Raw genomic sequence first — 23,072 nt, forward strand, 5'->3', positions numbered from 1 at the left:
TAAATTGGGTAACTCACCAACGACGCTCAAACTTTTTGCGTAAGAATACGGCGACTAAATTCATAGTGGCTAGGAAACCTAACAACACCATAATGGCACCTGACGTTTTTGCGACAAAGGCTCGCTCTGGCAAATCGGACCACAAATATACTTGCACAGGCAGCACAGTGGACGGATCAAAAGGCGTGGCTGGCACATCGACAATAAAGGCGACCATTCCGATCATTAACAAGGGCGCTGTTTCACCTAACGCTTGCGCCATACCAATGATGGTGCCGGTTAACATGCCAGGCATGGCCAGTGGTAATACATGGTGTAATACCATTTGCATTTTAGATGCCCCTAACCCTAACGCAGCTTCGCGGATCGAAGGAGGCACGGCTTTGATGGAAGAACGTGACGAAATAATAATGGTGGGCAATGTCATCAGTGTTAACACTAAGCCACCGACAACCGGCGCAGACCTTGGTAAATGCAACACATTAATGAATACGGCTAAACCCAGCAAACCGAACACAATGGAAGGCACCGCCGCTAGATTGTTTATGTTCACCTCAATAATTTCAGTCAATCTATTTTTAGGTGCAAATTCCTCTAAATAGATGGCTGTTGCAACCCCTAATGGGAAAGACAAAATCAAAGTGACCAACAAGGTGTACAGTGACCCGATCATGGCACCGCGAATACCCGCTTGTTCTGCTTCGCGTGAATCCCCACTGGTAAAAAACTGGGTATTAAACGATTTACGAATGTCGCCTGACTCTTTAAGACTATCGACCCAAGCAATTTGCTCATCGGTAAATCGGCGTTCGGCCTCTGGCAAGGTACGATCAACCTGGCCTTTCATAAAGGCATCAGTTTCATCATCAGCCAACACCCAAATAGATTCCGTGCTGTTTAATAATTCTGGGTTTGCTAGCAGGCGATCTTTTAAATCATATTCACCCACGCTACTGGTTAATGTATAGAGGCGGCGCTTAGCGCTTCGGCCGGTCACTTCTGGGAAGCGCTCTTTTAAAGCTTCTTTCAGTAACCCACCCCAATTGGCGTACAAAAGCTGCTGCTCGTCTTCAATGTTGTCAATTCCTAACACTTCGGCATCGTAATGTACGTCTAAGCGAATCTCCGTAGCGTAAAAGGTTGAAAACCCCGCGGTAAAAATGGTGCCGATCAGCAGCGCTAAAAAGCTCAGTCCAATCACAATAGAACTGATACCGAAAAACTTAAAACGTTTTTCTTTGGCATAACGCTTCGCTAGCTTTTTATTAAGCCGCTCTTGCTTTGTTTGAGCTAATCGCTCAATTGCATTTAATGTTTGATTAGTCATATTGCTCTCTGAATTTTTTCACGACTGCCAAGGCAATTACGTTAAGGATTAACGTGGTGACAAACAGCATTAAGCCTAAAGCAAACGCTGATAAAGTTTTTGCACTGTCAAATTCTTGATCGCCCACCAGCAATGTGGCTATTTGCACGGTTACTGTGGTGACCGCCTCTAACGGGTTGGCGGTTAAATTCGCTGCAAGCCCTGCGGCCATCACAACAATCATCGTTTCACCAATGGCACGAGACGCGGCCAGCAGTACACCACTGACAATGCCAGGCAATGCCGCGGGGAACACGACTTTCTTGATGGTTTCACTGCGCGTTGCACCTAACCCAATTGAACCATCGCGTAAGGTATTAGGCACTGCGTTTATAACGTCATCGGCTAATGATGATACAAATGGAATAATCATGATGCCCATTACTAAACCAGCGGCCAATGCGCTTTCAGAAGAAACGCCCTGCGCACCAAACCCTTCTAAGAAATTCTTAAGCTGCGGCGCCATCGTAAGCGCTGCAAAGAAACCATAAACTACAGTAGGAATACCCGCTAACACTTCAAGCAGCGGTTTAATGATGCTGCGAACTTTAGGTGTGGCGTATTCGACTAAAAAGACCGCGGTCATTAACCCAATAGGAACAGCCACCACTAAAGCAATGGCCGCGATCATGAGCGTACCTACAAATAGAGGAATAGCACCAAACGCTCCTGATGAACCCGTCACTTCGGCGTTTATCGCCATTTGTGGGCTCCACTTTGTACCGAAAACAAACTCAGTAAAGGGTACGGCTTGGAAGAATCGTATCGATTCAAATAAAACAGAAAAGACAATACCCACGGTCGTTAAAATGGCCACTGAAGAACTGAGCATGAGAATGGTGCGCAAGACACGCTCAAAATGATGCCGTGCTTTTTGAGCGGGGCGAATCAGCACCCAACCTATTGCGGCACACAAGGCGGTAAGTGCAATCACTAAAGTCGTTTTTAGAATACGACTGCTACGCTCTAATGCGTCGAGCTGTTCTACAGCTGTTAAAAAAGCTGAATCAGAGGCCGTTGCTAATGACCCAACTCTTAAGTTATTAATTTCTGTCCATAACAGACTCAACTCTGAATCGGCCATGTTTTGATAACTCAGGGGTAACTCGCTGAGTACTTTGTTTTGGATCCAAGACTCTTCAAAAATCACCCAAAGACAAAGCAAGATAATGGCAGGAATACCCGCCCATATACCAGCCATTAAACCGTAGTAGTTTGGCAGCGAGTGTAAGTGGCGTACCCCGCCAATAGACTTCGCAAGCGCCTCGGATCGCTTTCGCCCAAATACGTACGCCATGATTGCAAACATGACGATGAGCAAAAACAGGGAGGAAGATGTCATAGTGTCTCCTAATTAAACAAAATCGCTAACAGCGATTCACCAAGTTAGCCTAAAACGCGAAAAAAGGAACCAGCCAAAGGCTAGCTCCTTACGCTTCGCATAGTGCGTTTATTACATTGTAAATTCTTTCTGTGCTGCAACCGCTGCACGTATTTCTTTTAACTCTTGTGACCCTAACGGAATCAATCCTTTTTCTGCAAGGTAGCCATCTTCACCTTGTGCGGCTGGGCTTAAGAATGTATTCACATACTCAAGAATGCCAGGGATCACACCAATGTGGTTCTTCTTAACGAAGAAGTGCAATGGACGAGACACTGGGTAGCTACCGTCAGAGATTGAATCAAAGCTGATGTCTACACCGTTAAACGCTGCGCCTTGTACTTTATCGCTGTTTTGATCTAAGAATGAATAGCCAAAGATACCGTAAGCGTTTGGATCGGCTTCTAGCTTCTGAACGATAAGGTTGTCGTTCTCACCGGCTTCTACAAAGGCACCGTCTTCACGCATTGAGTCGCAAATTTCTAAGTATTGGCTCTTGTCGCTGCTCTTTAGGTCTTTGATCCAATCAAACTTAGCACAGCCCTTTTGCATCACAAGCTCAACAAACGCAGCACGTGTACCAGAAGTTGGTGGGGGACCTAACACTCGAATAGCAACATTCGGTAATTTAGGATTGATGTCACTCCACGTTTTGTATGGGTTTTCGATCAACTCACCGGCTTTAGTACCCGGTACTTTGGCGGCAAGCGCTAAGAAAATCTCTTGTTGAGTAACGTCTAGTTTTTCGCCTTTCTTGCTGTTTGCAACAGCAATACCATCGTAGCCAATTTTCACTTCGATAATACCAATGCCTTTTTCAGCGCAAGCCTCGTATTGTGATTGCTTGATGTAGCTTGAAGAGTTGGTAATGTCTGGCGTGCTTTCACCTACACCGTCACAGAAAAGCTTTAAGCCACCACCAGAACCGGTTGACTCAATGGTCGGTGTTGCAAAAGAAGTAGAACGACCAAAGCGCTCTGCTACTACAGTCGCAAACGGATAAACGGTAGATGAACCGACAATATTAATTTGGTCACGAGCGTGCGCCTGCAGAGCGCTTACGGAAGCGATCGTAGTTAAGGCTGCAGCTAAGAGTACTTTTTTCATTGTATTGCTCCTTTAGTGAATAGTGTGGCCATCACTCGATGGCATGAACGCTATCCTAAAAAAGCAATGTGACAGTTATGTGACAAATTGACATTTTTTTCATATTTCTCCTTTAACACCAAAAAAGCAGGCTTTCACATAGGCATAGAAAGCTATAGCCGATATAATGCGGCGCTTTACAATAACAACTTAAACAGTCGAGTCATGCCTAAATTAGATGAGTCTTATCCAGAGCCGAAAGGTGAGTTACAGCTAAGAGTGGTAGCGCAACCCAGTGATGTAAACGCCAATGGAGACATTTCTGGCGGATGGTTAGTGTCACAAATGGACAATGCCGCCAGTATCGTTGCCAGCCGCATAGCAAAAGGCCGAACAGCCACTATGGCTATGGGGGATATGAGTTTTATGCGCCCTATTCGAGTCGGTTCTGTTGTGTGTTGCTATACGCATATTGCGCACGTTGGTAAAAGCTCTGTCCGCATTAATATAGAAGTGTGGAGCCGAATGCCTGAAGACACTGAGCGAAATAAAGTGACCGAAGCTGAATTTGTGTACGTTGCGATTGATCAGAATCGAAGAATTCGTTCTATCGAGCTTTAACTACGGTTTTCCAACCGAGCTAAAAACAACCTAGCTTGGCTTGCAGTCAAACGCTAATCTAACTCTATAACTTAAGAGGGTTAGATCATGATTCGCTCACTGCTATTAATAGCTTTATTATGGCCAATACTTGGATTCGCTGAGAATCAACTGATTATTGAAACAGTCGACGGCGTGCTTATCGCTGAAGAAGATCTAGAACAAGATCAGGTGACTGTTGCCCTTGCTAAGGGTAACTACCAATTTTATTTCCGCAATAGCGCCCCTTGCGCTTATTCCTTGGGCAATGTAGAAGGTGCAAAACTTCGTTTTAACAAGCCGTTCCCATTGCAGGCTTGCGCCATACAGGCTGTCCCTTTGAAAGTAAGAGTTGCTGGTGATATCCAGTTTACGCTCAGCACTGAAGATAAAACCGTTTCGTTGAAACTATTGCCAAAACAAACTTCTCAGGCATACGTTAGACCACTTCCAGAACACCAATGCCCTATTTGGCAGGGCGAGCCCGTTACTGTCGATGTCAGCACTCAATTTAAAAATGGCGAGCTAGTTCGGGATTTTTACTCAAAACAAACTGCGAGCGTTGAAAACGGTGAAGTGACTTTTACCCCCGCAAAAAACAGCAATGGACTGTTACTGATTGAATCGGCCAATGCTGAGCCGTCGGAATTTACTTGGGGAAATGCGCTGGTCTACTTTTTAATGACAGATCGATTTCACAATGGCGATTTAACAAATGATTTATCTTTTGATCGCCGCAAAGACAACAAAGAAGAAGTGGGTACATTCCACGGCGGTGATATTAAGGGCGTGATTGAAAAGCTCGACTATATTGAAGCGCTTGGAGCAACCGCTATTTGGATGACGCCCGTTGTAGAGCAGATTCACGGTTTTGTGGGCGGTGGCAAAGATGGGACGTTCCCATTTTATGCCTACCACGGCTACTGGGCATTAGACTACACCAAGCTTGACCCTAATTTTGGCACGGATGAAGATTTACGAACGCTAGTAAAAGAGGCCCATAAACGCGATATTCGATTAGTTTGGGATACGGTCATTAACCATGCCGGCTACCCATCTTTAGCGGATTTAAAAGATTTTAACGTGGATGTCCTCAAGCCAAACCAACCGAATATGGGCAATGATTGGCAACCCAAAAACGGAGAGAATTGGCACAGTTATACTAATTTAATTGATTTTCAAAGTGGCAACTGGCGCAAACAATGGTGGTCAGATGAATGGATACGTTCTGATATGCCAGGTTATACGCCACGAGGATACGATGATCTGAGTATGGCATTGGCCGGGTTACCAGACTACCTCACCGAATCTAAAGTTCCGGTAGAATTACCCCCGATATTAAAAAAGAAAAAAGACACTCGCGCTCAGAACATTTCACAACCAGTAATTCAACACTTAATAGATTGGCAAACTTATTGGGTTAGAGAGTTTGGCATCGATGCATTTCGAAGCGACACCGCTAAGCACGTCGAGCTTGAACATTGGTTAACGTTAAAACAAGAGGCATCGAATGCACGTAGAGACTGGCAAGGGGACAACCAAGATACCAAACTCTCAGGTGAAACGGATTTTTGGATGGTGGGAGAAGTATTTGGACACCCACTATTTAAAGATTATTACTACGACTATGGTTTTGATAGCCTTATTAATTTTGAATACCAAGATATGGCTCACAACCTTGCCCTATGCATGAACGACTCAGAAACCGTATACCAAAAGTATGCGCAAGCCATAAACAGCGACCCAGACTTTAATGCGCTAACCTATATAAGTAGCCATGACACTACGCTTTTTTATGCTAAATATCAGAGCTTAGATCTCCAAAAACGTATTGCTGCACCATTCTTATTGCTACCCGGTGGTATTCAAATCTACTACGGTGACGAAACCGCTCGCCCATTAGGTCCTTATGCCGATGATTTTCATCAAGGTACGCGCTCGGATATGAATTGGTCTAAACTGTCTGAAGAACATAAAACCTTGCTTAAACATTGGCAATTAATTGGTCAGTTCCGCAAAAAACACGCAGCAGTCGGCACGGGCGCACATCATATGATCAGCGAATCGCCCTATGCATTTAGTCGATCAACACAAAATGACCGTGTTATTGTGGTTTTTGCAGGCAACGAACGCTAAACGCACCATAAAAGTGCAAAAGCAGTATTCTTAGTGATCAATTTAGTAAGTTGGCTGGTTTTTTTGCGAAATTAAAGGAAATTAACGGTGTTTTTTATTCACCGAAGAGTTTTATTACGAAACAAAGGCTCTATAATGCGACCCGCATTTGTGCCGTTTGATTGAGGAATCAACATGAACAATACCAGCCCACTGTCCGTTTTATTTGGACGGTCGCCCGTAAAGCCCATGCAAGAGCACATCAGTAAAGCTCATGCTTGTACTGAAGAGCTTGTTCCATTCTTTGAAGCCGCGATGAAAGGCGACTATAAAGAAGCTGAGAAGTACCGCTCATCGATCACCCAATTAGAAGGTGAAGCCGATGCTCTCAAAAAAGACATTCGCGCACATTTACCGAATAGCTTATTTATGCCTGTGCCTCGTTCTGACTTATTAGAATTATTGAGCATGCAAGACCGCATTGCCAATAAAGCTAAAGATATTTCTGGCATTATGTTGGGCCGTGAAATGATGATACCCGATGAAGTTCAGCCTTTAATGAAAGAATATCTTTTAGCGGCAATCGGAACTAGCCGACGCGCTAAAGATGCACTTGCCGAACTCGATGAACTTTATGAAACTGGTTTTGGCAGTAAAGAAGTAAGCTTTGTAGCAACCTTACTCAGCAAACTTGACGACCAAGAACACAAAACGGACGTTTTTGAAATTCAAATGCGCCGCTCCCTTCGTGATATTGAAACAAAATACCCCCCTTTAGAGATGATGTTCCTTTATAACGTCATTGACCAAATTGGTGATCTTGCGGACGTTGCTCAGCGTGTCGGATCTCGCCTACAAATTTTAATCGCCCGTTAGCGACGGCACGTACTGATTAATTGAGGATATTTTATGTTTGTCATTAGTGAATATGGACAGATACTGATTCTATTAGCCTGCTTTTTTGGCTTTTTAATGGCCTGGGGCGTTGGTGCAAACGACGTTGCGAACGCCATGGGTACATCGGTAGGCTCAAAAGCATTAACTGTAAAGCAAGCCATAATCATTGCGATGATTTTCGAATTTGCCGGTGCATACCTTGCCGGCGGTGAAGTAACCAGCACCATTCGAAAAGGCATTATCACGCCAAGTGAGTTTGCGGACAGCCCAGAACTCCTGGTGTACGGGATGATGTCGGCCTTACTTGCTGCGGGTATTTGGCTTGCTATTGCCTCTTCTAAAGGCTGGCCTGTTTCGACTACCCACTCTATTGTGGGTGCGATTGTGGGCTTTGCTGCCGTAGGCATTGGCGTTGAAACCGTAAACTGGGGTAAGGTTTCGGCCATTGTTGCGAGTTGGGTTGTTTCACCTTTACTAAGCGGCACGATGGCTTTTTTAATATTTAGAAGTGTATCTAAACTCATCTTAAACACCGATGACCCGTTCGCAAATGCCAAAAAATATGTACCGTTCTACATGTTCTTCGTTGGCTTCATGATTGCAATGGTGACCATGGTTAAGGGCTTAAAGCACGTTGGCCTAGACTACACCTTTTTACAATCAGCCGGCCTAGCTACATTAGCAGGCTTTGCCGTTATGGCCTTAGGTTACGTATTACTTTCTCGCGTTAAGATTGATGAAGAAGCCGATAAACACTTTCGCTTTGCGTCTGTTGAAAAGGTCTTCGCTATTCTTATGGTTTTCACGGCCTGCGCTATGGCGTTTGCCCACGGCTCTAACGATGTAGCAAATGCCATCGGACCCCTAGCTGCAGTTGTTGGCATCATTCAAAACAATGGTGAAATTCTAGCAAAAAGCGCACTACCTAGCTGGATACTGCTATTAGGCGCCTTAGGTATTGTATTTGGCTTAGCAACCTATGGTTATAAAGTAATGGGTACTATCGGTAAAAAGATCACCGAACTTACCCCAAGCCGTGGCTTTGCCGCTGAACTAGCCGCCGCTACAACGGTTGTTCTCGCTTCTGGTACAGGCTTACCTGTTTCTACAACACACACGCTTGTAGGTGCTGTACTAGGTGTAGGTTTAGCACGCGGTATTTCTGCATTGAACTTACGCGTACTTGGTAACATTGTATCGAGCTGGGTGATCACCCTACCTGCCGGCGCATTCTTATCAATAATATTCTTCTTCATGCTTAAAGGGATATTCTCTTAAGGGTTTTGAAAGTGGATTAAAAAGGATGCTTCGGCGTCCTTTTTTTTGGCTTCGGGTTATGCCTAGGGCTTTGGATTGAGGTAGTAGTCTAGCTGCAAGCTGCAAGCTGCAAGCTGCAAGCCAGAAAGAATAAATTTTGTATGGAGGTTCGCAACCTTTTTATAGGAATTGCTTCAGTATCGAACTATCGATACTTTACTTTGCTTCGATAGCTCCTACAGGAAAGGTTTGTGTTTTGTGCTGGCAGGAGGCTTCAGAGTGCAATGAAGAGCCTAAGAGGCGGTGTTTAACCATCGCGTCTTCGCTTTGCTTCGATAGCTCCTACAGGAAAGACTTGTGTTTTGTGCTGGTAGGAGGATTCGGAATGCAATGGAGAGCCGATAAGGCCGTGCTTAACTATTGCTTCTTCGCTTTGCTTCTAAAGCTCCTACAAGAAAGGCTTGTGTTTTGTTCTGGTAGGAGGCTTCGAAATGCAATGGAGAGCCGATAAAACGGTACAAATATTACGCAATCTGCAGACATAAAAAAGCCCAGCTTAGCTGGGCTTTTTCGTTAACTCTGACCTTAGTCTTCGCTTGATTCAGCTTCAACTTCAGGACGGTCAACAAGTTCAACGATTGCCATTGGTGCACTATCACCAGCGCGGAAACCGCACTTAAGTACACGCAAGTAACCACCAGGACGCTCTTTATAACGAGGACCTAAATCGGTGAACAATTTACCTACCATTTCTTTCGATTGTGTACGGTCGAAAGCCAAACGACGATTAGCAACTGAATCATTCTTTGCTAATGTAATTAGAGGCTCTGCAACACGACGCAATTCTTTCGCCTTAGGCAAGGTCGTTTTAATCACTTCATGCTCAAACAAGCTGTTCGCTAAATTTTGCAACATAGCTTTTCGGTGAGCACTGGTGCGGTTAAAGTGACGACCACTTTTACGATGACGCATTTCTAAATTCCTTACCAGCCAGAAGACAGGCCCCGCTTACGCGAGAACCTTGTCATCATTCTTTAAACTTGCAGGTGGCCATGCTTCTAGAACCATGCCTAGAGACAGACCTTTGGATGCAAGAACGTCTTTAATTTCAGTTAAAGATTTCTTACCCAAGTTCGGTGTTTTTAACAGTTCAACTTCTGTACGTTGAATCAGATCGCCAATGTAGTAGATGTTCTCTGCTTTTAGGCAGTTAGCACTACGAACCGTTAGCTCTAGATCATCAACAGGGCGCAACAAGATAGGATCGATCTTATCTTCTTCTTTCTCTTGTACCGCTTCTGCTTGGTGATCTAAATCGACAAACGCAGCAACTTGTTGCTGTAAGATCGTTGCAGAACGACGAATCGCTTCTTCAGGATCTAATGTGCCGTTTGATTCTAATTCAATAACCAGCTTGTCAAGGTCTGTACGTTGCTCAACACGCGCACTTTCTACGGCGTAAGCTACACGAACGACTGGGCTGTATGTCGCATCCAATTGCAAGCGACCAATCGGTTTACTCTCGTCTTCTTCGCTGCTGCGGGCTTCTGCTGGTACGTAACCGCGACCAACAGTAACTTTCAGAGTCATGCTGACGTCTGCGCTGCTGCCCAAGTGAGCGATCACATGGTCAGGGTTAGCGACTTCAACACCATGATCAAGCTGAATATCTCCAGCGGTCAAAGTGCCTGCACCTGCTTTTTTCAAAGTAAGTGTGCACTCATCTCTTTCATGTAATTTAACAGCCACATCTTTCAGGTTGAGCAAGATTTCTTGCACATCTTCCTGAACACCTTCGATTGTGCTGTATTCATGTAATACACCGTCGATTTCTACTTCGGTGATAGCCGCGCCTGGCATAGACGACAACAGAATACGACGCAACGCATTACCTAAGGTATGGCCGAAACCACGCTCTAATGGTTCAAGCGTAATTTTAGCGCGATTTGCGTTGATTTCCTGCACATCGATGTGACGTGGTGTCAAAAACTCGTTGGCTGAACGCTGCATAGATGCCCCTATTTGCAGTGAGATTACTTAGAGTACAATTCTACAATCAAGTTTTCGTTGATATCTTGTGAAAGTTCCGCACGCTCTGGAATAGAGTTGAACTTACCTTCCATTTTCTTGCTATCAACTTCTAACCAAACAACTGCAGTACGTGATGCATTTACTTCCAAGGCATTCTTGATGCGCAATTGGGTAGTAGACTTTTCACGAACTGAGATTACGTCGCCTGGTTTAACTTGGTATGACGGAATGTTAACCGTCTGGCCATTCACCAAAATTGCCTTATGTGATACTAACTGGCGCGATTCCGCACGAGTTACACCAAAGCCCATTCGATAAACAACATTATCTAAACGCTGCTCTAAAAGCTTTAACAAGTTTTCACCTGTTGCGCCTTTAAGGCGAGCGGCTTCTGCGTAGTAGTTACGGAACTGCTTTTCTAACACACCGTAAATACGACGAACTTTCTGCTTCTCGCGAAGCTGTACACCGTAATCAGATAAACGACCACGACGTGCACCATGAACTCCAGGAACCGCTTCGAGTTTACACTTTGAATCAAGTGCTCGAACGCCGCTCTTTAGAAAGAGGTCTGTGCCTTCACGACGAGACAGCTTACACTTAGGACCAATATAACGTGCCATTGATTTCTGTCTCCTTAATTAAACGCGACGCTTTTTAGGCGGGCGACAACCGTTATGTGGAATCGGTGTTACATCAGTAATATTACTGACGCGATAACCCACCGCGTTTAATGCTCGTACCGCAGACTCACGACCTGGACCTGGACCTTTAACTTCCACGTCTAAATTCTTAAGACCATATTCCTGTGCTGCTACTCCAGCTCGCTCAGCGGCGATCTGTGCAGCGTAAGGAGTGCTCTTACGTGATCCACGGAAACCGGAGCCACCAGCAGTTGCCCAACTCAGGGTATTGCCTTGGCGGTCCGTGATAGTCACGATGGTGTTATTAAAAGAAGCATGGATGTGCGCAATGCCATCCGCTACTTGCTTTTTCACCTTCTTTCGTGCCTTCGTACCTGGCTTTGCCATCTTCGATTTCCTATGTAAATTAATTCAAATCAAACTTATCGTTTGATAGGCTTCAGAGGACCTTTACGGGTGCGCGCGTTATTCTTCGTGTTCTGTCCGCGTACGGGCAGATTACGACGATGTCGAATTCCACGGTTACAACCCAAATCCATTAAGCGCTTGATATTCATCTGAATGTCACGGCGCAAATCACCTTCAACAGTGAATTCTCCGACTGCAGCGCGAATCTCGTCAAGCTTAGCTTCATCGAGACTTGACACTTTGGTCGTTGGTTCAACACCAACAGACTTACAGATGTCATTAGCACGGGTGCGGCCTATACCAAAGATATAAGTCAGGGAAATCACCGCATGCTTATTGTCAGGTATATTGACGCCTGCTATACGGGCCATTCAACTTCTCCGTTAGTAATAAAACTGGGGCAGCGTTAATGCGCCCCAACAAAAACCCCCAGTAATCTGAGGGCGCGAAAGAATAGCGCTAGATTAAACTAAAATCAAGCACTATCCAAATAAACTGAATTACCCTTGACGCTGCTTATGCTTTGGGTCTGTTGCGCAAATTACGCGAACTGATCCATTGCGACGGATAACCTTGCAGTTTCGGCAGATCTTCTTTACGGATGCACGTACTTTCATGCTTAACTCCATCCAGTTTCCGGCTCTCAAAGAGATGCTCGGTTATTTCAAATTCGCCTTTTTCATCAATGATGAATACTGATGCGACATGAGATGACTCTGTACTTGCGCCATGAAATCCATGACGACCACCACTACGATCAATAACGAAGTTCCACCTAGATAGAACGGTACGTTAGCGGCCATCACTAAACCTTGCGGTAAGAGTGAAACAGCGGTGATATACAAAGCCCCAAAAAATGTTAAACGTGCAGAAACACCATCAATGTATCGAGAAGTTTGCTCACCAGGACGAATCCCAGGAATAAACGCACCGCTACGCTTTAAGTTTTCTGCAACATCCTTTGGATTAAAGGTAATCGCAGTGTAGAAATAGCAGAAGAAAACCACTGCTAGTGCAAACATTACGAGATACAAGGGCTGGTTAGGACCTAGCAATAAAGCTACATCTTGCAACCACTCGAAACCTTCTTTCTGCCCAAACCAATTACCAAGTGATGCTGGGAACAGCAAAATACTTGATGCAAAGATCGGCGGAATCACACCAGCCATATTAACCTTTAAAGGCAAATGACTGCTTTGCGCCTGAAAGACCTTACGGCCTTGCTGACGCTTGGCATAATTAATGGTAATGCGACGTTGGCCACGTTCGATAAAGACAATAAAAGCAACCACTGCAATAGCAAATAAGCCAATCAACAGTAATGCAATTATGCTCAAGTTACCTAAACGAGCTGATTCAAAGCTCTGACCAATCGCGCCTGGTAAACCGGCAACAATACCCGCAAAGATCAACAAAGAAATACCGTTTCCGATACCGCGCTCTGTTATCTGCTCACCCAGCCACATCATAAACATGGTGCCTGTAGTAAACGTAACGACAGCGATAAAGTAGAAGCTGGCGCTCGATTCAAAAGCGATGCCTTGACTTGCTAGGCCTGCCGAGATCGCGAACGACTGAACTACGGCTAGTGCAAGGGTCAGATACCGGGTGTATTGAGACATCTTGCGACGCCCTGCTTCACCATCTTTCTTAAGTTGCTCTAACTGAGGGCTTACTACAGTCATCAGCTGCATGATAATAGATGCACTAATATACGGCATAATGCCGAGTGCAAATATACTCATACGCTCCAATGAACCACCTGAAAACATGTTAATCATGCTTAAGATAGTATCTTGGTTGCGCTCGAACATTGCTGCTAACTGGTCCGGATTAATACCAGGAACTGGGATATGGGCACCGATTCGATAAACCAGCAAAGCCAGTAAAACGAAACGGAGGCGAGCCCAAAGCTCGCCCAGACCCTTACCACTCATTCCTGCAGGTAGTCCTTGTGTGGTCATTAGGGATTATTCCTCTACCTTACCGCCTGCTGCTTCAATTGCTGCTTTCGCACCCTTGGTTACTTTTAAGCCTTTAACTGTAACAGCTTTAGTAATTTCACCAGAAAGGATTACGCGAGCGCGCTGGATGTTATGGCTGATTACATCGGCCTTAACAAGAGCATCAACTGTAACAACATCGCCTTCAATTAACGTCAATTCGTTCAAACGAATCTCTGCAGTCTTACCTGCAAGACGAGAATTAAAACCGAATTTTGGTAAGCGACGCTGTAAAGGCATTTGACCGCCTTCAAAACCAGCTTTAACTGAACCACCAGAACGTGATTTCAAGCCTTTATGGCCACGTCCACAAGTTTTGCCTAAGCCAGAACCAATTCCACGACCAACACGCTTTGGCGCATGAGTAGAACCTTCTGCTGGGCTTAATTTATTCAAATACATTTGCTTACCCCTCAACCACGCGCACTAAGTAGTGCACTTTGTTGATCATACCGCGTACAGCGGGAGTGTCTTCAAGCTCGCGTACCTGATTCATTTTGGTTAGACCCAAACCTTTAACCGATGCACGGTGTTTAGGCTGAGCACCAATCGGGCTGCGGAACAATTGAACTTTTACTGTTTTCTTAGCCATGGTGTTTACCCCAGAATCTCGTCTACAGACAGACCACGCTTAGCAGCGATATCTTCAGGTGAACGCATCATGGACAAACCTTTAACAGTCGCGCGAACGATGTTAGCTGGGTTTGTAGAACCATAACACTTAGCCAAGATGTTGTGTACGCCTGCAACTTCAAGAACAGCACGCATAGCGCCGCCTGCAATTACACCAGTACCTTCAGAGGCTGGTTGCATGAACACCTTAGAACCACCATGTCGAGCCGTTACAGCGTACTGTACCGTGCCGTCTACAATGTTAACTTCAACCATGTTACGACGCGCTGCGTCCATGGCTTTTTGGATTGCGACAGGGACTTCTTTCGCTTTACCGCGACCGAAACCAACTTTACCTTCGCCATCACCTACTACCGTTAAAGCTGTGAAACCGAAAATACGGCCACCTTTAACTACTTTTGCTACACGGTTGACCTGTACTAACTTTTCTTGCAGATCGCCGCCAGCTTGAACTTGATCATTATTCGCCATCATTCACACCTTAGAATTTCAGGCCGCCTTCACGGGCCGCGTCTGCCAATGCTTTCATACGACCGTGGTATTTAAAACCAGATCTGTCGAAAGCTACGTTTTCAATACCAGCTTCTTTAGCGCGCTCTGCAATCAGAGTGCCTACTTTAGCGGCTGCTTCAATATTACCAGTTGCATCAGAACGCAATGTTTTATCCAAAGTAGAAGCACTTGCTAAAATCTTGCTGCCATCTTCTGAGATAATCTGCGCATAAATGTGCTGATTTGACCGATTTACGCTTAAGCGATTCGTACACAATTCGCGCATTTTTGCACGACTGCGACGAGCACGGCGTAAACGGGAAATTTTCTTTTCGCTCATGACCTATGCCCTTACTTTTTCTTAGCTTCTTTACGACGAACGTATTCGTCAGCGTAGCGTACACCCTTGCCTTTATATGGCTCTGGCGGACGGAATGCACGAATCTCTGCTGCGGCTTGACCAAGCTGTTGCTTGTTCGCGCCTTTCAATACGATTTCCGTATTGCTAGGAGTTTCGGCTGTCACACCTTCAGGTAATACGTAATCAACAGGGTGAGAGAAACCCAACGTTAAATTAAGTGTTTTACCTGCTGCTTTCGCACGGTAACCAACACCATTTAAGATTAGCTTCTTTTCAAAACCCGCTGAAACACCAACAACCATGTTGCTGACTAACGCGCGCATTGTGCCAGACATTGCACGTGAAATTTTACCACCATCACGTGCCGCAAAAGTAAGAGTGTCACCTTCTTTCTTAACTTCAACAGAAGGGTGCATCGCTTGCGATAACGTTACTTTTCCGCCTTTAACAGTAATAGATTCACTGTCAAGTTTAACTTCAACACCGGCAGGAACCGTCACTGGGGAATTTGCTATTCGAGACATCGCTAGTTCACTCCTTAGAAAACTTCACAGATGACTTCACCACCAACGCTTGCAGCACGTGCTGCGCGGTCAGTCATGACGCCTTTAGAAGTAGAAATGATCGCGATTCCCAAACCACCAGATACTTTAGGCAAATTAGTTGCACTGCAGTATTGACGTAAACCAGGGCGGGATACACGCTGAATTGATTCGATAACAGGCTTGCCTTCGAAATACTTAAGCTCGATTGTCATAACTTTTTTAGCTTCACCTTCAACGGTGTAACCAGCTACGAAACCTTCTGCCTTTAGTACATCTGCAATAGCTGTCTTCTGCTTAGAAGATGGCATTGCAACAGCAGCATGACCTGATCGCTGTGCATTACGAATACGTGTGAACATATCCGCAAGCGTATCTTGCATACTCATTAGATATAACCTCTATAATCAGCTTAAACGCGGTAGCCGGGGTGACATACCCCGGCCCAGACCGTTTAGCTTACCAACTTGCTTTTTTAAGACCGGGAATGTTGCCTAACATGGCTTGTTCACGGAGTACGTTACGAGACAGGCCAAACTTACGGTATACACCGTGTGGTCGACCCGTTACTTGGCAACGGCGCTGCATTCTAACAGGACTTGCGTCTCTTGGCAGCTTTTGTAGTGCAATTTGTGCTTCCCATACATCTTCAGCTGAAGATTCTGGGTTTTTTATGGTCGCTTTTAGCGCCGCTCGCTTCTCTGCATACTTAGCAACTAGCTTGGTACGCTTCGCTTCGCGAGCTTTCATACTCTCTTTAGCCATGAACCTATCCCCTTAGCTCTTGAACGGGAAGGACAACGCTTTTAATAGAGCGCGGCCTTCATCATTGGTGTTTGCAGTTGTGGTGATGGTGATATCCATACCGCGTAATTTATCAACCTTGTCATACTCGATTTCAGGGAAGATAATTTGCTCTTTAACACCCATGCTGTAGTTACCACGACCATCAAATGACTTAGGGTTAATACCCCGGAAGTCACGTACACGAGGTAAAGAAATATCGACTAGGCGGTCCAAAAAGTCCCACATGCGTTCTTTACGTAAAGTTACCTTTACACCAATTGGCCAACCTTCACGAATTTTGAAGCCAGCAACTGATTTACGTGCATTTGTTACAACAACCTTTTGACCAGAAATTGCTTCAAGATCACGCACTGCGTTTTCTATCTGCTTCTTGTCACCGATTGCTTCGCCCACGCCCATGTTAAGGGTGATCTTTGTGATTCGTGGGACTTCCATAACGTTCTTGTAGCCGAACTCTTTTTGGAGCGCAGACACAACGTCAGATTTGTATAGATCTTTTAGTCTAGACATAGTTGTATCCCTTATTCACCAATCACTTTTTTCGTGGACTTAAAGATGCGTACTTTCTTACCATCTTCTACTTTGAAGCCAACTCGGTCGCCCTTGTTAGTTTCTGGGTTGAAGATTGCAACATTAGATACAGCAATAGGCGCTTCCTTCTCAATGATGCCACCTTGGACACCAGCTTGAGGATTAGGCTTTTGGTTTTTCTTGACAAGGTTAATGCCAGATACCAAAAACTTATCGCCTTTCTTCTCATCAAAGATCACAGCAGAAATCTTGCCGCGCTTACCTTTGTCTTTACCAGCAATAACAATTACGTCATCGCCTTTTATTAGCTTTTGCATTTTTTACTCCACCTCCTGCTACCGTCTCATAAAATAAGCCCCGAAGGGGCTTATAGTACTTCCGGCGCCAGGGAAATGATTTTCATGAATTTTTCAGTACGCAATTCGCGAGTCACAGGCCCGAAAATACGGGTACCGATTGGCGCATTGTTTGCGTTCAGCAGAACAGCTGAGTTTACATCAAAACGGATAACAGAGCCATCCGGTCGACGAACACCTTTTTTGGTGCGCACTACTACCGCGTTCATAACTTGACCTTTCTTAACTTTACCGCGAGGAATTGCTTCCTTCACAGAAACTTTAATCAAGTCACCGATATGAGCGTAACGGCGGTGTGAGCCACCCAAAACTTTAATACATTGGACGCGTTTAGCACCGCTGTTGTCAGCTACATCCAATACGGATTCTGTTTGGATCATGGATCAAACTCCCGAATTAAACGCGAACTGCGCGTTCGTCGATACTAACCAACCGCCATGTCTTTGTTTTAGACATAGGACGGCACTCTTCAACAGTCACGGTATCGCCTAAGCCACACTCATTCTTTTCATCATGAGCCTGGATCTTAGTAGAACGCTTAACGTATTTCCCATAAATAGGGTGTTTTACTTTGCGCTCTAGCAATACAGTGATTGTCTTATCAGCTTTATCGCTGACTACGTGACCAGTTACGGTACGAGCTGTGTTTTCAGACATATCAAGCACCTGCCTTCTCGTTCAATACAGTTTTCACACGTGCAATGTCCTTGCGGACCTGCCCAAGCAAATTCGTCTGGCTCAACTGACCAGTCGTCTTTTGCATGCGATATTTAAATTGATCGCGTAGCAAGTCCAACAGAGTGTTGTTCAGCTCTTCAACAGACTTTTCACGAAGATCTTTAGTGTTCATCACATCACCTGTCGTTTAACGAATGTAGTAGCAATAGGAATCTTTGCAGCCGCTAAAGCAAATGCTTCGCGTGCAATCTCTTCACTAACGCCTTCCATTTCGTATAGAACTTTACCTGGTTGAATCTGGCATACCCAGTATTCAACGTTACCCTTACCTTTACCCTGACGAACCTCTAGAGGCTTCTGAGTAATCGGCTTATCTGGGAATACACGAATCCAGATTTTACCACCACGTTTAATATGACGAGTCATAGCACGACGTGCGGCTTCAATCTGACGGGCAGTAATACGACCACGGCCAGTTGCTTTAAGTGCATATTCTCCAAAGCTTACTTTGCTTCCGCGAAGTGCAAGACCGCGATTACGGCCCTTCATCATCTTGCGGAATTTCGTACGTTTAGGCATTAACATTGAACGTACTCCTTATCGCTTCGCGTTTTTCTTAGGTGCTGCTTTTGCTTTCGCATTGGCGCGTACTTCTTCAATACCGCCTAAAACTTCACCTTTGAAAATCCAAACTTTAATACCGATAATACCGTAAGTGGTATTAGCTTCGGCAGTAGCATAATCAATATCAGCACGTAAGGTATGCAAAGGTACGCGACCTTCCATGTACCACTCTGCACGAGCAATTTCAGCACCGCCTAAACGGCCGCTTACTTGTACACGAATACCTTGAGCACCGCCTCGCATAGCGTTCTGCATAACGCGCTTCATCGCACGGCGGAACATTACACGGCGCTCTAGCTGACCCGCAATAGAGTGGGCAACTAACTTACTGTCAAGATCTGGCTTACGAATCTCTTCGATGTTGATGTGGACAGGAATGCCCATCATTGCTGTCAATTCTTGACGCAATACTTCAACATCTTCACCTTTCTTACCGATCACAATACCTGGACGAGCGGTATGAATTGAGATTTTCGCATTCTGAGCAGGTCGTTCAATAACGATCTTGCTTACAGAAGCCTTTTCTAATTTCTTCTCTAAAAAGCTACGAACTTCAATGTCGTTCAATAGTTTCTTCGAGTACGTATCACTTCCCGCATACCAGACCGAGTTATGGTCTTTAGTGATGCCGAGTCGGATACCAGTCGGATGAACCTTTTGACCCATTTGAACTCTCTCCTATTAATTCTGCTCGGCAACTTTAACCGTGATGTGACAAGATCTTTTTAAGATCCGGTCTGCACGGCCTTTAGCACGCGGACGAATACGTTTCATAGTCATGCCTTCATCAACGAAGACAGTAGAGACGTTTAGTTCGTCAACATCTGCACCATTATTGTGTTCAGCGTTTGCAACTGCAGACTCAAGAACTTTCTTTACTAAGTCAGCACCCTTTTTAGGGCTAAACGTTAGAATGTCTAAAGCTTCAGCAACCGACTTACCACGGATTAAATCCGCAATAAGACGACCTTTCTGAGCAGACAGACGCGCACCGCGCATTACAGCTTGTGTTTCCATCATATCTACCCCTTACCTAGCTTTCTTGTCCGCAGCATGGCCTTTATAAGTACGAGTAAGTGCAAACTCACCCAACTTGTGTCCAACCATATCTTCGGTTACAAACACAGGCACATGTTGACGGCCATTATGGACTGCAAAGGTCAACCCAACAAATTCTGGGAAGATTGTGGAGCGACGAGACCAAGTTTTGATAGGTCGCTTTTCGCCCGCTTCCAGTGCAGCCTCTACCTTTTTCATCAAGTGCAGGTCTACAAATGGACCTTTCTTAAGTGAACGTGGCACAGCCTTTTCCTCTTAAATTAAATTACTTAGAACGACGACGGACAATATATTGATCCGTGCGCTTGTTCTTACGTGTTTTGTAACCCTTAGTTGGAACGCCCCAAGGAGTAACTGGATGACGACCGCCCGAAGTACGACCTTCACCACCACCATGCGGGTGATCTACCGGGTTCATGGCAACACCACGAACAGTCGGACGAACACCGCGCCAGCGTGAAGCACCTGCTTTACCGAGCTGACGCAAGCTATGTTCTGAGTTGCTCACTTCACCTAAAGTGGCGCGGCAATCAGAAAGAACTTTACGCATTTCACCTGAACGCAAACGTAGAGTTGCATAAGCACCTTCACGAGCGACCAACTGAACTGAAGTACCGGCTGAACGAGCGATTTGACCGCCTTTGCCTGGCTTCATCTCAATATTATGCACAACAGAACCAACAGGCATGCTGCGCAAAGGCATTGTATTACCAACCTTGATTGGCGCGTGGTCGCCAGAAATAACCTGATCACCAGCTTTCAAACCGCCTGGAGCCAAGATATAACGACGCTCACCGTCTGCGTAGCAAACTAATGCAATGTGCGCAGAACGGTTTGGATCGTATTCCAAACGCTCGACTTTCGCAGCAATACCGTCTTTGTTGCGCTTAAAGTCAACTAAACGATAATGGTGCTTATGACCACCACCGATGTGGCGAGTAGTGATACGACCGTTGTTGTTACGACCACCTGATTTAGATTTCTTCTCAACTAAAGGAGCGTACGGAGAACCTTTATGAAGCTCTTCGTGTACTATTTTAGTTAGGTGACGACGACCCGCTGAGGTCGGTTTTGCTTTGACAATAGCCATTGCTCGAAACCCCTACCTTATTCTGCGCCCAGGAAATCAATTTCCTGACCGTCAGCTAATCGTACGTAAGCTTTCTTAACATCAACACGTTTACCCATGCCACGCTGTGTGCGCTTGGTTTTACCCTTTTGGATAAGTGTACGTACTGAGTCAACCTTAACTTCGAACAACTGCTCGACAGCCTTTTTGATTTCAGGCTTAGTTGCATCTTTAGCCACACGGAAAACGTATTGACTATTCCCTTCCGCTACGATCGTCGCTTTTTCAGAGATGTGCGGACCTAAAACGACCTGATAGATACGTTCCTGGTTCATGCGTAAACCTCCTCAAGCTTCTTAAGCGCGGCTACAGTTACCAACACCTTCTTGTAAGCTACAAGGTTAACTGGGTTTACACCAGCAACGTCACTTACTTCAATGTGTGGAACGTTACGAGAAGAAAGATGCAGGTTTTGATCTACTTCATCAGCGATGATCAAAGCACTTGTTACATCGATTTCTTTCATTTTTGCCAAGAATAATTTAGTTTTTGGTTGTTCAAATTTAAGATCTTCAACAACAACTAAACGGTCCTGACGAACTAACTCAGACAATATAGATTTAACCGCACCACGATACATTTTACGGTTAACTTTCTGAGACCAGTCTTGTGGAGTACGAGCAAAAGCGTGACCACCACCAACCCAGATTGGGCTGCGGATAGTACCAGCACGAGCACGACCCGTACCTTTTTGACGCCATGGCTTAGCACCACCACCAGCAACTTGAGAACGAGTCTTAGTTGCACGACTACCTTGACGAGCACCAGCCAAGTAAGCATTCACTACTTGATGTACTAGCGCTTCATTATATTCATTACCAAAGGTGGCTTCGCTTAGCTCAACCTTGGTACTAGCATTACCAGCAACTTGAATATCCATTGCTACCTCCTAGCCTTTAACCGCAGGTTGAACAACAACACGACCACCGGTTGCACCCGGTACCGCACCTTTAATGAGCAGCAAGTTACGCTCAGCATCTACACGTACAACCTCTAGAGATTGAACAGTATTGCGAACGGCACCCATGTGACCTGCCATTTTCTTACCTTTCCAAACACGACCTGGTGTTTGACACTGACCGATAGAACCGGGAGCACGGTGAGAAAGGGAGTTACCATGAGTTGCGTCTTGCATAGAGAAGTTGTGACGCTTGATCGCGCCAGCGAAGCCTTTACCTTTAGAGGTTCCGGTCACATCAACTTTCTGACCCGCTTCGAACAATTCAACAGTTAGCTCTTTACCTGCTTCGTATTCTGAAGCATCAGCAACTGTGAATTCACGAGTAGAATCACCCATTTCAACGTTAGCTTTAGCAAAATGACCTGCCTCTGCCTTGCTAACCTTGTTTGCGCGCTTGTTACCAGCTGTAAGCTGAACAGCGACATAGCCGTCGGTTTCTTTCGTTTTCACTTGAGAAACGCGATTAGGCTCAACTTCAACGACCGTTACAGGGATAGAAACGCCATCTTCTGTGAAGATGCGAGTCATACCTTGCTTTCGGCCAATTAAACCAATTGACATTACTTTATTCCTCTATGTACGGGGCTAAAACCCGCTATGGCCGCCCCAACTTTACCTTTCGGTATTACTAGGGCCGTTACAGTAGAGCATCTACTTTATTTACTAGCCTAAGCTAATCTGAATATCCACACCTGCTGCCAAATCCAACTTACGCAGTGCATCCACTGTCTTTTCAGTTGGTTCAACAATATCTAGCATGCGCTTGTGAGTACGAATCTCGTACTGATCACGCGCATCCTTGTTCACGTGCGGAGAGATCAGCACAGTGAAACGCTCTTTACGAGTAGGTAGCGGAATAGGGCCGCGCACCTGCGCGCCTGTACGTTTCGCCGTATCGACAATTTCTTGAGTCGACGCATCGATCAATCTATGATCGAAAGCTTTCAAGCGAATTCTGATCTTTTGGTTCTGCATGTGACCAAAGCTCCAAAGATGTTAAACAGCAGTTAATTTCCCCCAAATTCGAGGGACGCGTATTGTATGTATCTTGGCCAGAAGTGTCAATCTAAGA

The 23,072-nt window shown here is 45.3% G+C and carries 37 protein-coding genes; 5 read left to right on the plus strand and 32 right to left on the minus strand.

Translation table 11 applies throughout. The features are described 5' to 3' along the window. Positions 1-13 precede the first annotated feature (13 nt). The 3 genes from pstA to QWZ13_RS18700 form a co-directional block, all read right to left on the minus strand. Positions 14-1,327, minus strand: a complete 1,314-nt coding sequence (pstA, locus tag QWZ13_RS18690; protein ID WP_290283129.1) for a phosphate ABC transporter permease PstA — start codon at positions 1,325-1,327, stop codon at positions 14-16. Continuing rightward, positions 1,320-2,708: a phosphate ABC transporter permease subunit PstC gene (pstC, locus tag QWZ13_RS18695; protein WP_290283130.1), complete on the minus strand. Its 1,389-nt coding sequence runs from the start codon at positions 2,706-2,708 to the stop codon at positions 1,320-1,322. Before pstC ends, pstA begins: the two co-directional genes overlap by 8 nt. Positions 2,709-2,819: 111 nt before the next feature. Continuing rightward, positions 2,820-3,854, minus strand: coding sequence for a substrate-binding domain-containing protein (locus tag QWZ13_RS18700; RefSeq protein ID WP_290283131.1), 1,035 nt, complete (start codon positions 3,852-3,854; stop codon positions 2,820-2,822). 87 nt (positions 3,855-3,941) lie between these two features. On the opposite strand from QWZ13_RS18700, the gene QWZ13_RS18705 reads away from it, so the two are divergent. The 4 genes from QWZ13_RS18705 to QWZ13_RS18720 all read left to right on the plus strand — a co-directional run bounded on the left by QWZ13_RS18705 (position 3,942) and on the right by QWZ13_RS18720 (position 8,762). Beyond that, positions 3,942-4,454, plus strand: a complete 513-nt coding sequence (locus tag QWZ13_RS18705; protein ID WP_353959002.1) for an acyl-CoA thioesterase — start codon at positions 3,942-3,944, stop codon at positions 4,452-4,454. A gap of 87 nt (positions 4,455-4,541) precedes the next feature. Then, complete coding sequence (locus QWZ13_RS18710) at positions 4,542-6,608, plus strand: alpha-amylase (protein WP_290283132.1); 2,067 nt, start codon at positions 4,542-4,544, stop codon at positions 6,606-6,608. Between the two features lie 174 nt (positions 6,609-6,782). Beyond that, positions 6,783-7,463 carry a TIGR00153 family protein gene (locus QWZ13_RS18715; protein WP_216000244.1) on the plus strand — a complete coding sequence of 227 codons (681 nt, stop codon included), beginning with the start codon at positions 6,783-6,785 and terminating at the stop codon, positions 7,461-7,463. A gap of 33 nt (positions 7,464-7,496) precedes the next feature. Further along, entirely contained in the window at positions 7,497-8,762 is a 1,266-nt protein-coding gene (locus tag QWZ13_RS18720; protein WP_290283133.1) for an inorganic phosphate transporter, read from the plus strand. On the opposite strand, the gene QWZ13_RS18725 is transcribed toward QWZ13_RS18720, so the two are convergent. After that, the gene (locus QWZ13_RS18725; protein ID WP_290283134.1) at positions 8,721-8,867 is read right to left on the minus strand and encodes a hypothetical protein; all 147 of its coding nucleotides are present in this window, start codon (positions 8,865-8,867) and stop codon (positions 8,721-8,723) included. The two genes, QWZ13_RS18720 and QWZ13_RS18725, sit on opposite strands and share 42 nt — an antisense overlap. Positions 8,868-8,898: 31 nt before the next feature. Between QWZ13_RS18725 and QWZ13_RS18730 the strand changes: the two genes are divergently transcribed. Continuing rightward, on the plus strand, positions 8,899-9,252 hold the full coding sequence (locus tag QWZ13_RS18730; protein WP_290283135.1) for a hypothetical protein: 354 nt from the start codon (positions 8,899-8,901) through the stop codon (positions 9,250-9,252). A gap of 74 nt (positions 9,253-9,326) precedes the next feature. On the opposite strand, the gene rplQ is transcribed toward QWZ13_RS18730, so the two are convergent. From rplQ to rpsJ, 28 genes are all read right to left on the minus strand, one after another. Further along, on the minus strand, positions 9,327-9,713 hold the full coding sequence (gene rplQ, locus QWZ13_RS18735) for a 50S ribosomal protein L17 (RefSeq protein ID WP_216000468.1): 387 nt from the start codon (positions 9,711-9,713) through the stop codon (positions 9,327-9,329). Positions 9,714-9,749: 36 nt separating this feature from the next. Beyond that, positions 9,750-10,751 (minus strand): DNA-directed RNA polymerase subunit alpha, encoded by a 1,002-nt coding sequence (locus QWZ13_RS18740; RefSeq protein ID WP_290283136.1) that lies wholly within the window; start codon positions 10,749-10,751, stop codon positions 9,750-9,752. 23 nt (positions 10,752-10,774) lie between these two features. Then, positions 10,775-11,395: a 30S ribosomal protein S4 gene (gene rpsD / locus QWZ13_RS18745; RefSeq protein WP_216000470.1), complete on the minus strand. Its 621-nt coding sequence runs from the start codon at positions 11,393-11,395 to the stop codon at positions 10,775-10,777. A gap of 18 nt (positions 11,396-11,413) precedes the next feature. Further along, on the minus strand, positions 11,414-11,803 hold the full coding sequence (gene rpsK, locus QWZ13_RS18750) for a 30S ribosomal protein S11 (RefSeq protein ID WP_216000471.1): 390 nt from the start codon (positions 11,801-11,803) through the stop codon (positions 11,414-11,416). A gap of 35 nt (positions 11,804-11,838) precedes the next feature. Beyond that, a complete protein-coding gene (gene rpsM, locus QWZ13_RS18755) occupies positions 11,839-12,195 on the minus strand; it encodes a 30S ribosomal protein S13 (protein ID WP_216000472.1) in 357 nt (118 codons plus the stop codon). Positions 12,196-12,324: 129 nt separating this feature from the next. After that, positions 12,325-12,441, minus strand: a complete 117-nt coding sequence (gene rpmJ / locus QWZ13_RS18760; protein WP_216000473.1) for a 50S ribosomal protein L36 — start codon at positions 12,439-12,441, stop codon at positions 12,325-12,327. Between the two features lie 42 nt (positions 12,442-12,483). Continuing rightward, positions 12,484-13,788, minus strand: coding sequence for a preprotein translocase subunit SecY (gene secY, locus QWZ13_RS18765; RefSeq protein WP_216000474.1), 1,305 nt, complete (start codon positions 13,786-13,788; stop codon positions 12,484-12,486). Positions 13,789-13,794: 6 nt separating this feature from the next. Beyond that, a complete protein-coding gene (gene rplO, locus QWZ13_RS18770; RefSeq protein ID WP_216000475.1) occupies positions 13,795-14,229 on the minus strand; it encodes a 50S ribosomal protein L15 in 435 nt (144 codons plus the stop codon). A 4-nt stretch (positions 14,230-14,233) separates the two neighbouring features. Then, positions 14,234-14,419, minus strand: coding sequence for a 50S ribosomal protein L30 (gene rpmD / locus QWZ13_RS18775; RefSeq protein ID WP_216000476.1), 186 nt, complete (start codon positions 14,417-14,419; stop codon positions 14,234-14,236). A 5-nt stretch (positions 14,420-14,424) separates the two neighbouring features. Then, on the minus strand, positions 14,425-14,931 hold the full coding sequence (gene rpsE / locus QWZ13_RS18780) for a 30S ribosomal protein S5 (protein WP_216000477.1): 507 nt from the start codon (positions 14,929-14,931) through the stop codon (positions 14,425-14,427). A gap of 10 nt (positions 14,932-14,941) precedes the next feature. Beyond that, the gene (gene rplR, locus QWZ13_RS18785) at positions 14,942-15,292 is read right to left on the minus strand and encodes a 50S ribosomal protein L18 (RefSeq protein WP_216000478.1); all 351 of its coding nucleotides are present in this window, start codon (positions 15,290-15,292) and stop codon (positions 14,942-14,944) included. An 11-nt stretch (positions 15,293-15,303) separates the two neighbouring features. Next, positions 15,304-15,837, minus strand: coding sequence for a 50S ribosomal protein L6 (gene rplF / locus QWZ13_RS18790; protein ID WP_290283139.1), 534 nt, complete (start codon positions 15,835-15,837; stop codon positions 15,304-15,306). 14 nt (positions 15,838-15,851) lie between these two features. Then, complete coding sequence (rpsH, locus tag QWZ13_RS18795; protein ID WP_216000480.1) at positions 15,852-16,244, minus strand: 30S ribosomal protein S8; 393 nt, start codon at positions 16,242-16,244, stop codon at positions 15,852-15,854. A gap of 70 nt (positions 16,245-16,314) precedes the next feature. Then, on the minus strand, positions 16,315-16,620 hold the full coding sequence (rpsN, locus tag QWZ13_RS18800) for a 30S ribosomal protein S14 (RefSeq protein ID WP_216000481.1): 306 nt from the start codon (positions 16,618-16,620) through the stop codon (positions 16,315-16,317). 12 nt (positions 16,621-16,632) lie between these two features. Beyond that, positions 16,633-17,172, minus strand: coding sequence for a 50S ribosomal protein L5 (gene rplE / locus QWZ13_RS18805; protein WP_216000482.1), 540 nt, complete (start codon positions 17,170-17,172; stop codon positions 16,633-16,635). An 11-nt stretch (positions 17,173-17,183) separates the two neighbouring features. Further along, positions 17,184-17,510, minus strand: coding sequence for a 50S ribosomal protein L24 (rplX, locus tag QWZ13_RS18810; protein ID WP_216000483.1), 327 nt, complete (start codon positions 17,508-17,510; stop codon positions 17,184-17,186). Positions 17,511-17,560: 50 nt separating this feature from the next. After that, entirely contained in the window at positions 17,561-17,908 is a 348-nt protein-coding gene (rplN, locus tag QWZ13_RS18815) for a 50S ribosomal protein L14 (protein WP_290283424.1), read from the minus strand. Between the two features lie 37 nt (positions 17,909-17,945). Next, positions 17,946-18,206 carry a 30S ribosomal protein S17 gene (rpsQ, locus tag QWZ13_RS18820; RefSeq protein ID WP_216000485.1) on the minus strand — a complete coding sequence of 87 codons (261 nt, stop codon included), beginning with the start codon at positions 18,204-18,206 and terminating at the stop codon, positions 17,946-17,948. A gap of 1 nt (position 18,207) precedes the next feature. Continuing rightward, positions 18,208-18,399, minus strand: coding sequence for a 50S ribosomal protein L29 (gene rpmC / locus QWZ13_RS18825; protein WP_216000486.1), 192 nt, complete (start codon positions 18,397-18,399; stop codon positions 18,208-18,210). Further along, positions 18,399-18,812, minus strand: coding sequence for a 50S ribosomal protein L16 (rplP, locus tag QWZ13_RS18830; protein ID WP_216000487.1), 414 nt, complete (start codon positions 18,810-18,812; stop codon positions 18,399-18,401). Before rplP ends, rpmC begins: the two co-directional genes overlap by 1 nt. A gap of 12 nt (positions 18,813-18,824) precedes the next feature. Continuing rightward, positions 18,825-19,517: a 30S ribosomal protein S3 gene (rpsC, locus tag QWZ13_RS18835; protein ID WP_216000488.1), complete on the minus strand. Its 693-nt coding sequence runs from the start codon at positions 19,515-19,517 to the stop codon at positions 18,825-18,827. A gap of 15 nt (positions 19,518-19,532) precedes the next feature. After that, entirely contained in the window at positions 19,533-19,868 is a 336-nt protein-coding gene (rplV, locus tag QWZ13_RS18840; protein WP_216001066.1) for a 50S ribosomal protein L22, read from the minus strand. A 12-nt stretch (positions 19,869-19,880) separates the two neighbouring features. Beyond that, positions 19,881-20,153 (minus strand): 30S ribosomal protein S19, encoded by a 273-nt coding sequence (gene rpsS, locus QWZ13_RS18845; RefSeq protein ID WP_216000489.1) that lies wholly within the window; start codon positions 20,151-20,153, stop codon positions 19,881-19,883. Between the two features lie 22 nt (positions 20,154-20,175). Beyond that, the gene (rplB, locus tag QWZ13_RS18850) at positions 20,176-21,000 is read right to left on the minus strand and encodes a 50S ribosomal protein L2 (protein ID WP_216000490.1); all 825 of its coding nucleotides are present in this window, start codon (positions 20,998-21,000) and stop codon (positions 20,176-20,178) included. Between the two features lie 17 nt (positions 21,001-21,017). Beyond that, positions 21,018-21,314: a 50S ribosomal protein L23 gene (rplW, locus tag QWZ13_RS18855; RefSeq protein WP_216000491.1), complete on the minus strand. Its 297-nt coding sequence runs from the start codon at positions 21,312-21,314 to the stop codon at positions 21,018-21,020. Further along, positions 21,311-21,919, minus strand: a complete 609-nt coding sequence (gene rplD / locus QWZ13_RS18860) for a 50S ribosomal protein L4 (protein ID WP_216000492.1) — start codon at positions 21,917-21,919, stop codon at positions 21,311-21,313. The genes rplW and rplD overlap by 4 nt, the downstream gene beginning before the upstream one ends. A 9-nt stretch (positions 21,920-21,928) precedes the next feature. Continuing rightward, positions 21,929-22,561: a 50S ribosomal protein L3 gene (gene rplC, locus QWZ13_RS18865; protein ID WP_216000493.1), complete on the minus strand. Its 633-nt coding sequence runs from the start codon at positions 22,559-22,561 to the stop codon at positions 21,929-21,931. Between the two features lie 102 nt (positions 22,562-22,663). Next, positions 22,664-22,975 carry a 30S ribosomal protein S10 gene (gene rpsJ, locus QWZ13_RS18870; RefSeq protein WP_008044356.1) on the minus strand — a complete coding sequence of 104 codons (312 nt, stop codon included), beginning with the start codon at positions 22,973-22,975 and terminating at the stop codon, positions 22,664-22,666. Positions 22,976-23,072 lie beyond the last annotated feature (97 nt).

This window comes from Reinekea marina (assembly GCF_030409715.1).
GTDB classification, from domain to species: domain Bacteria; phylum Pseudomonadota; class Gammaproteobacteria; order Pseudomonadales; family Natronospirillaceae; genus Reinekea; species Reinekea marina.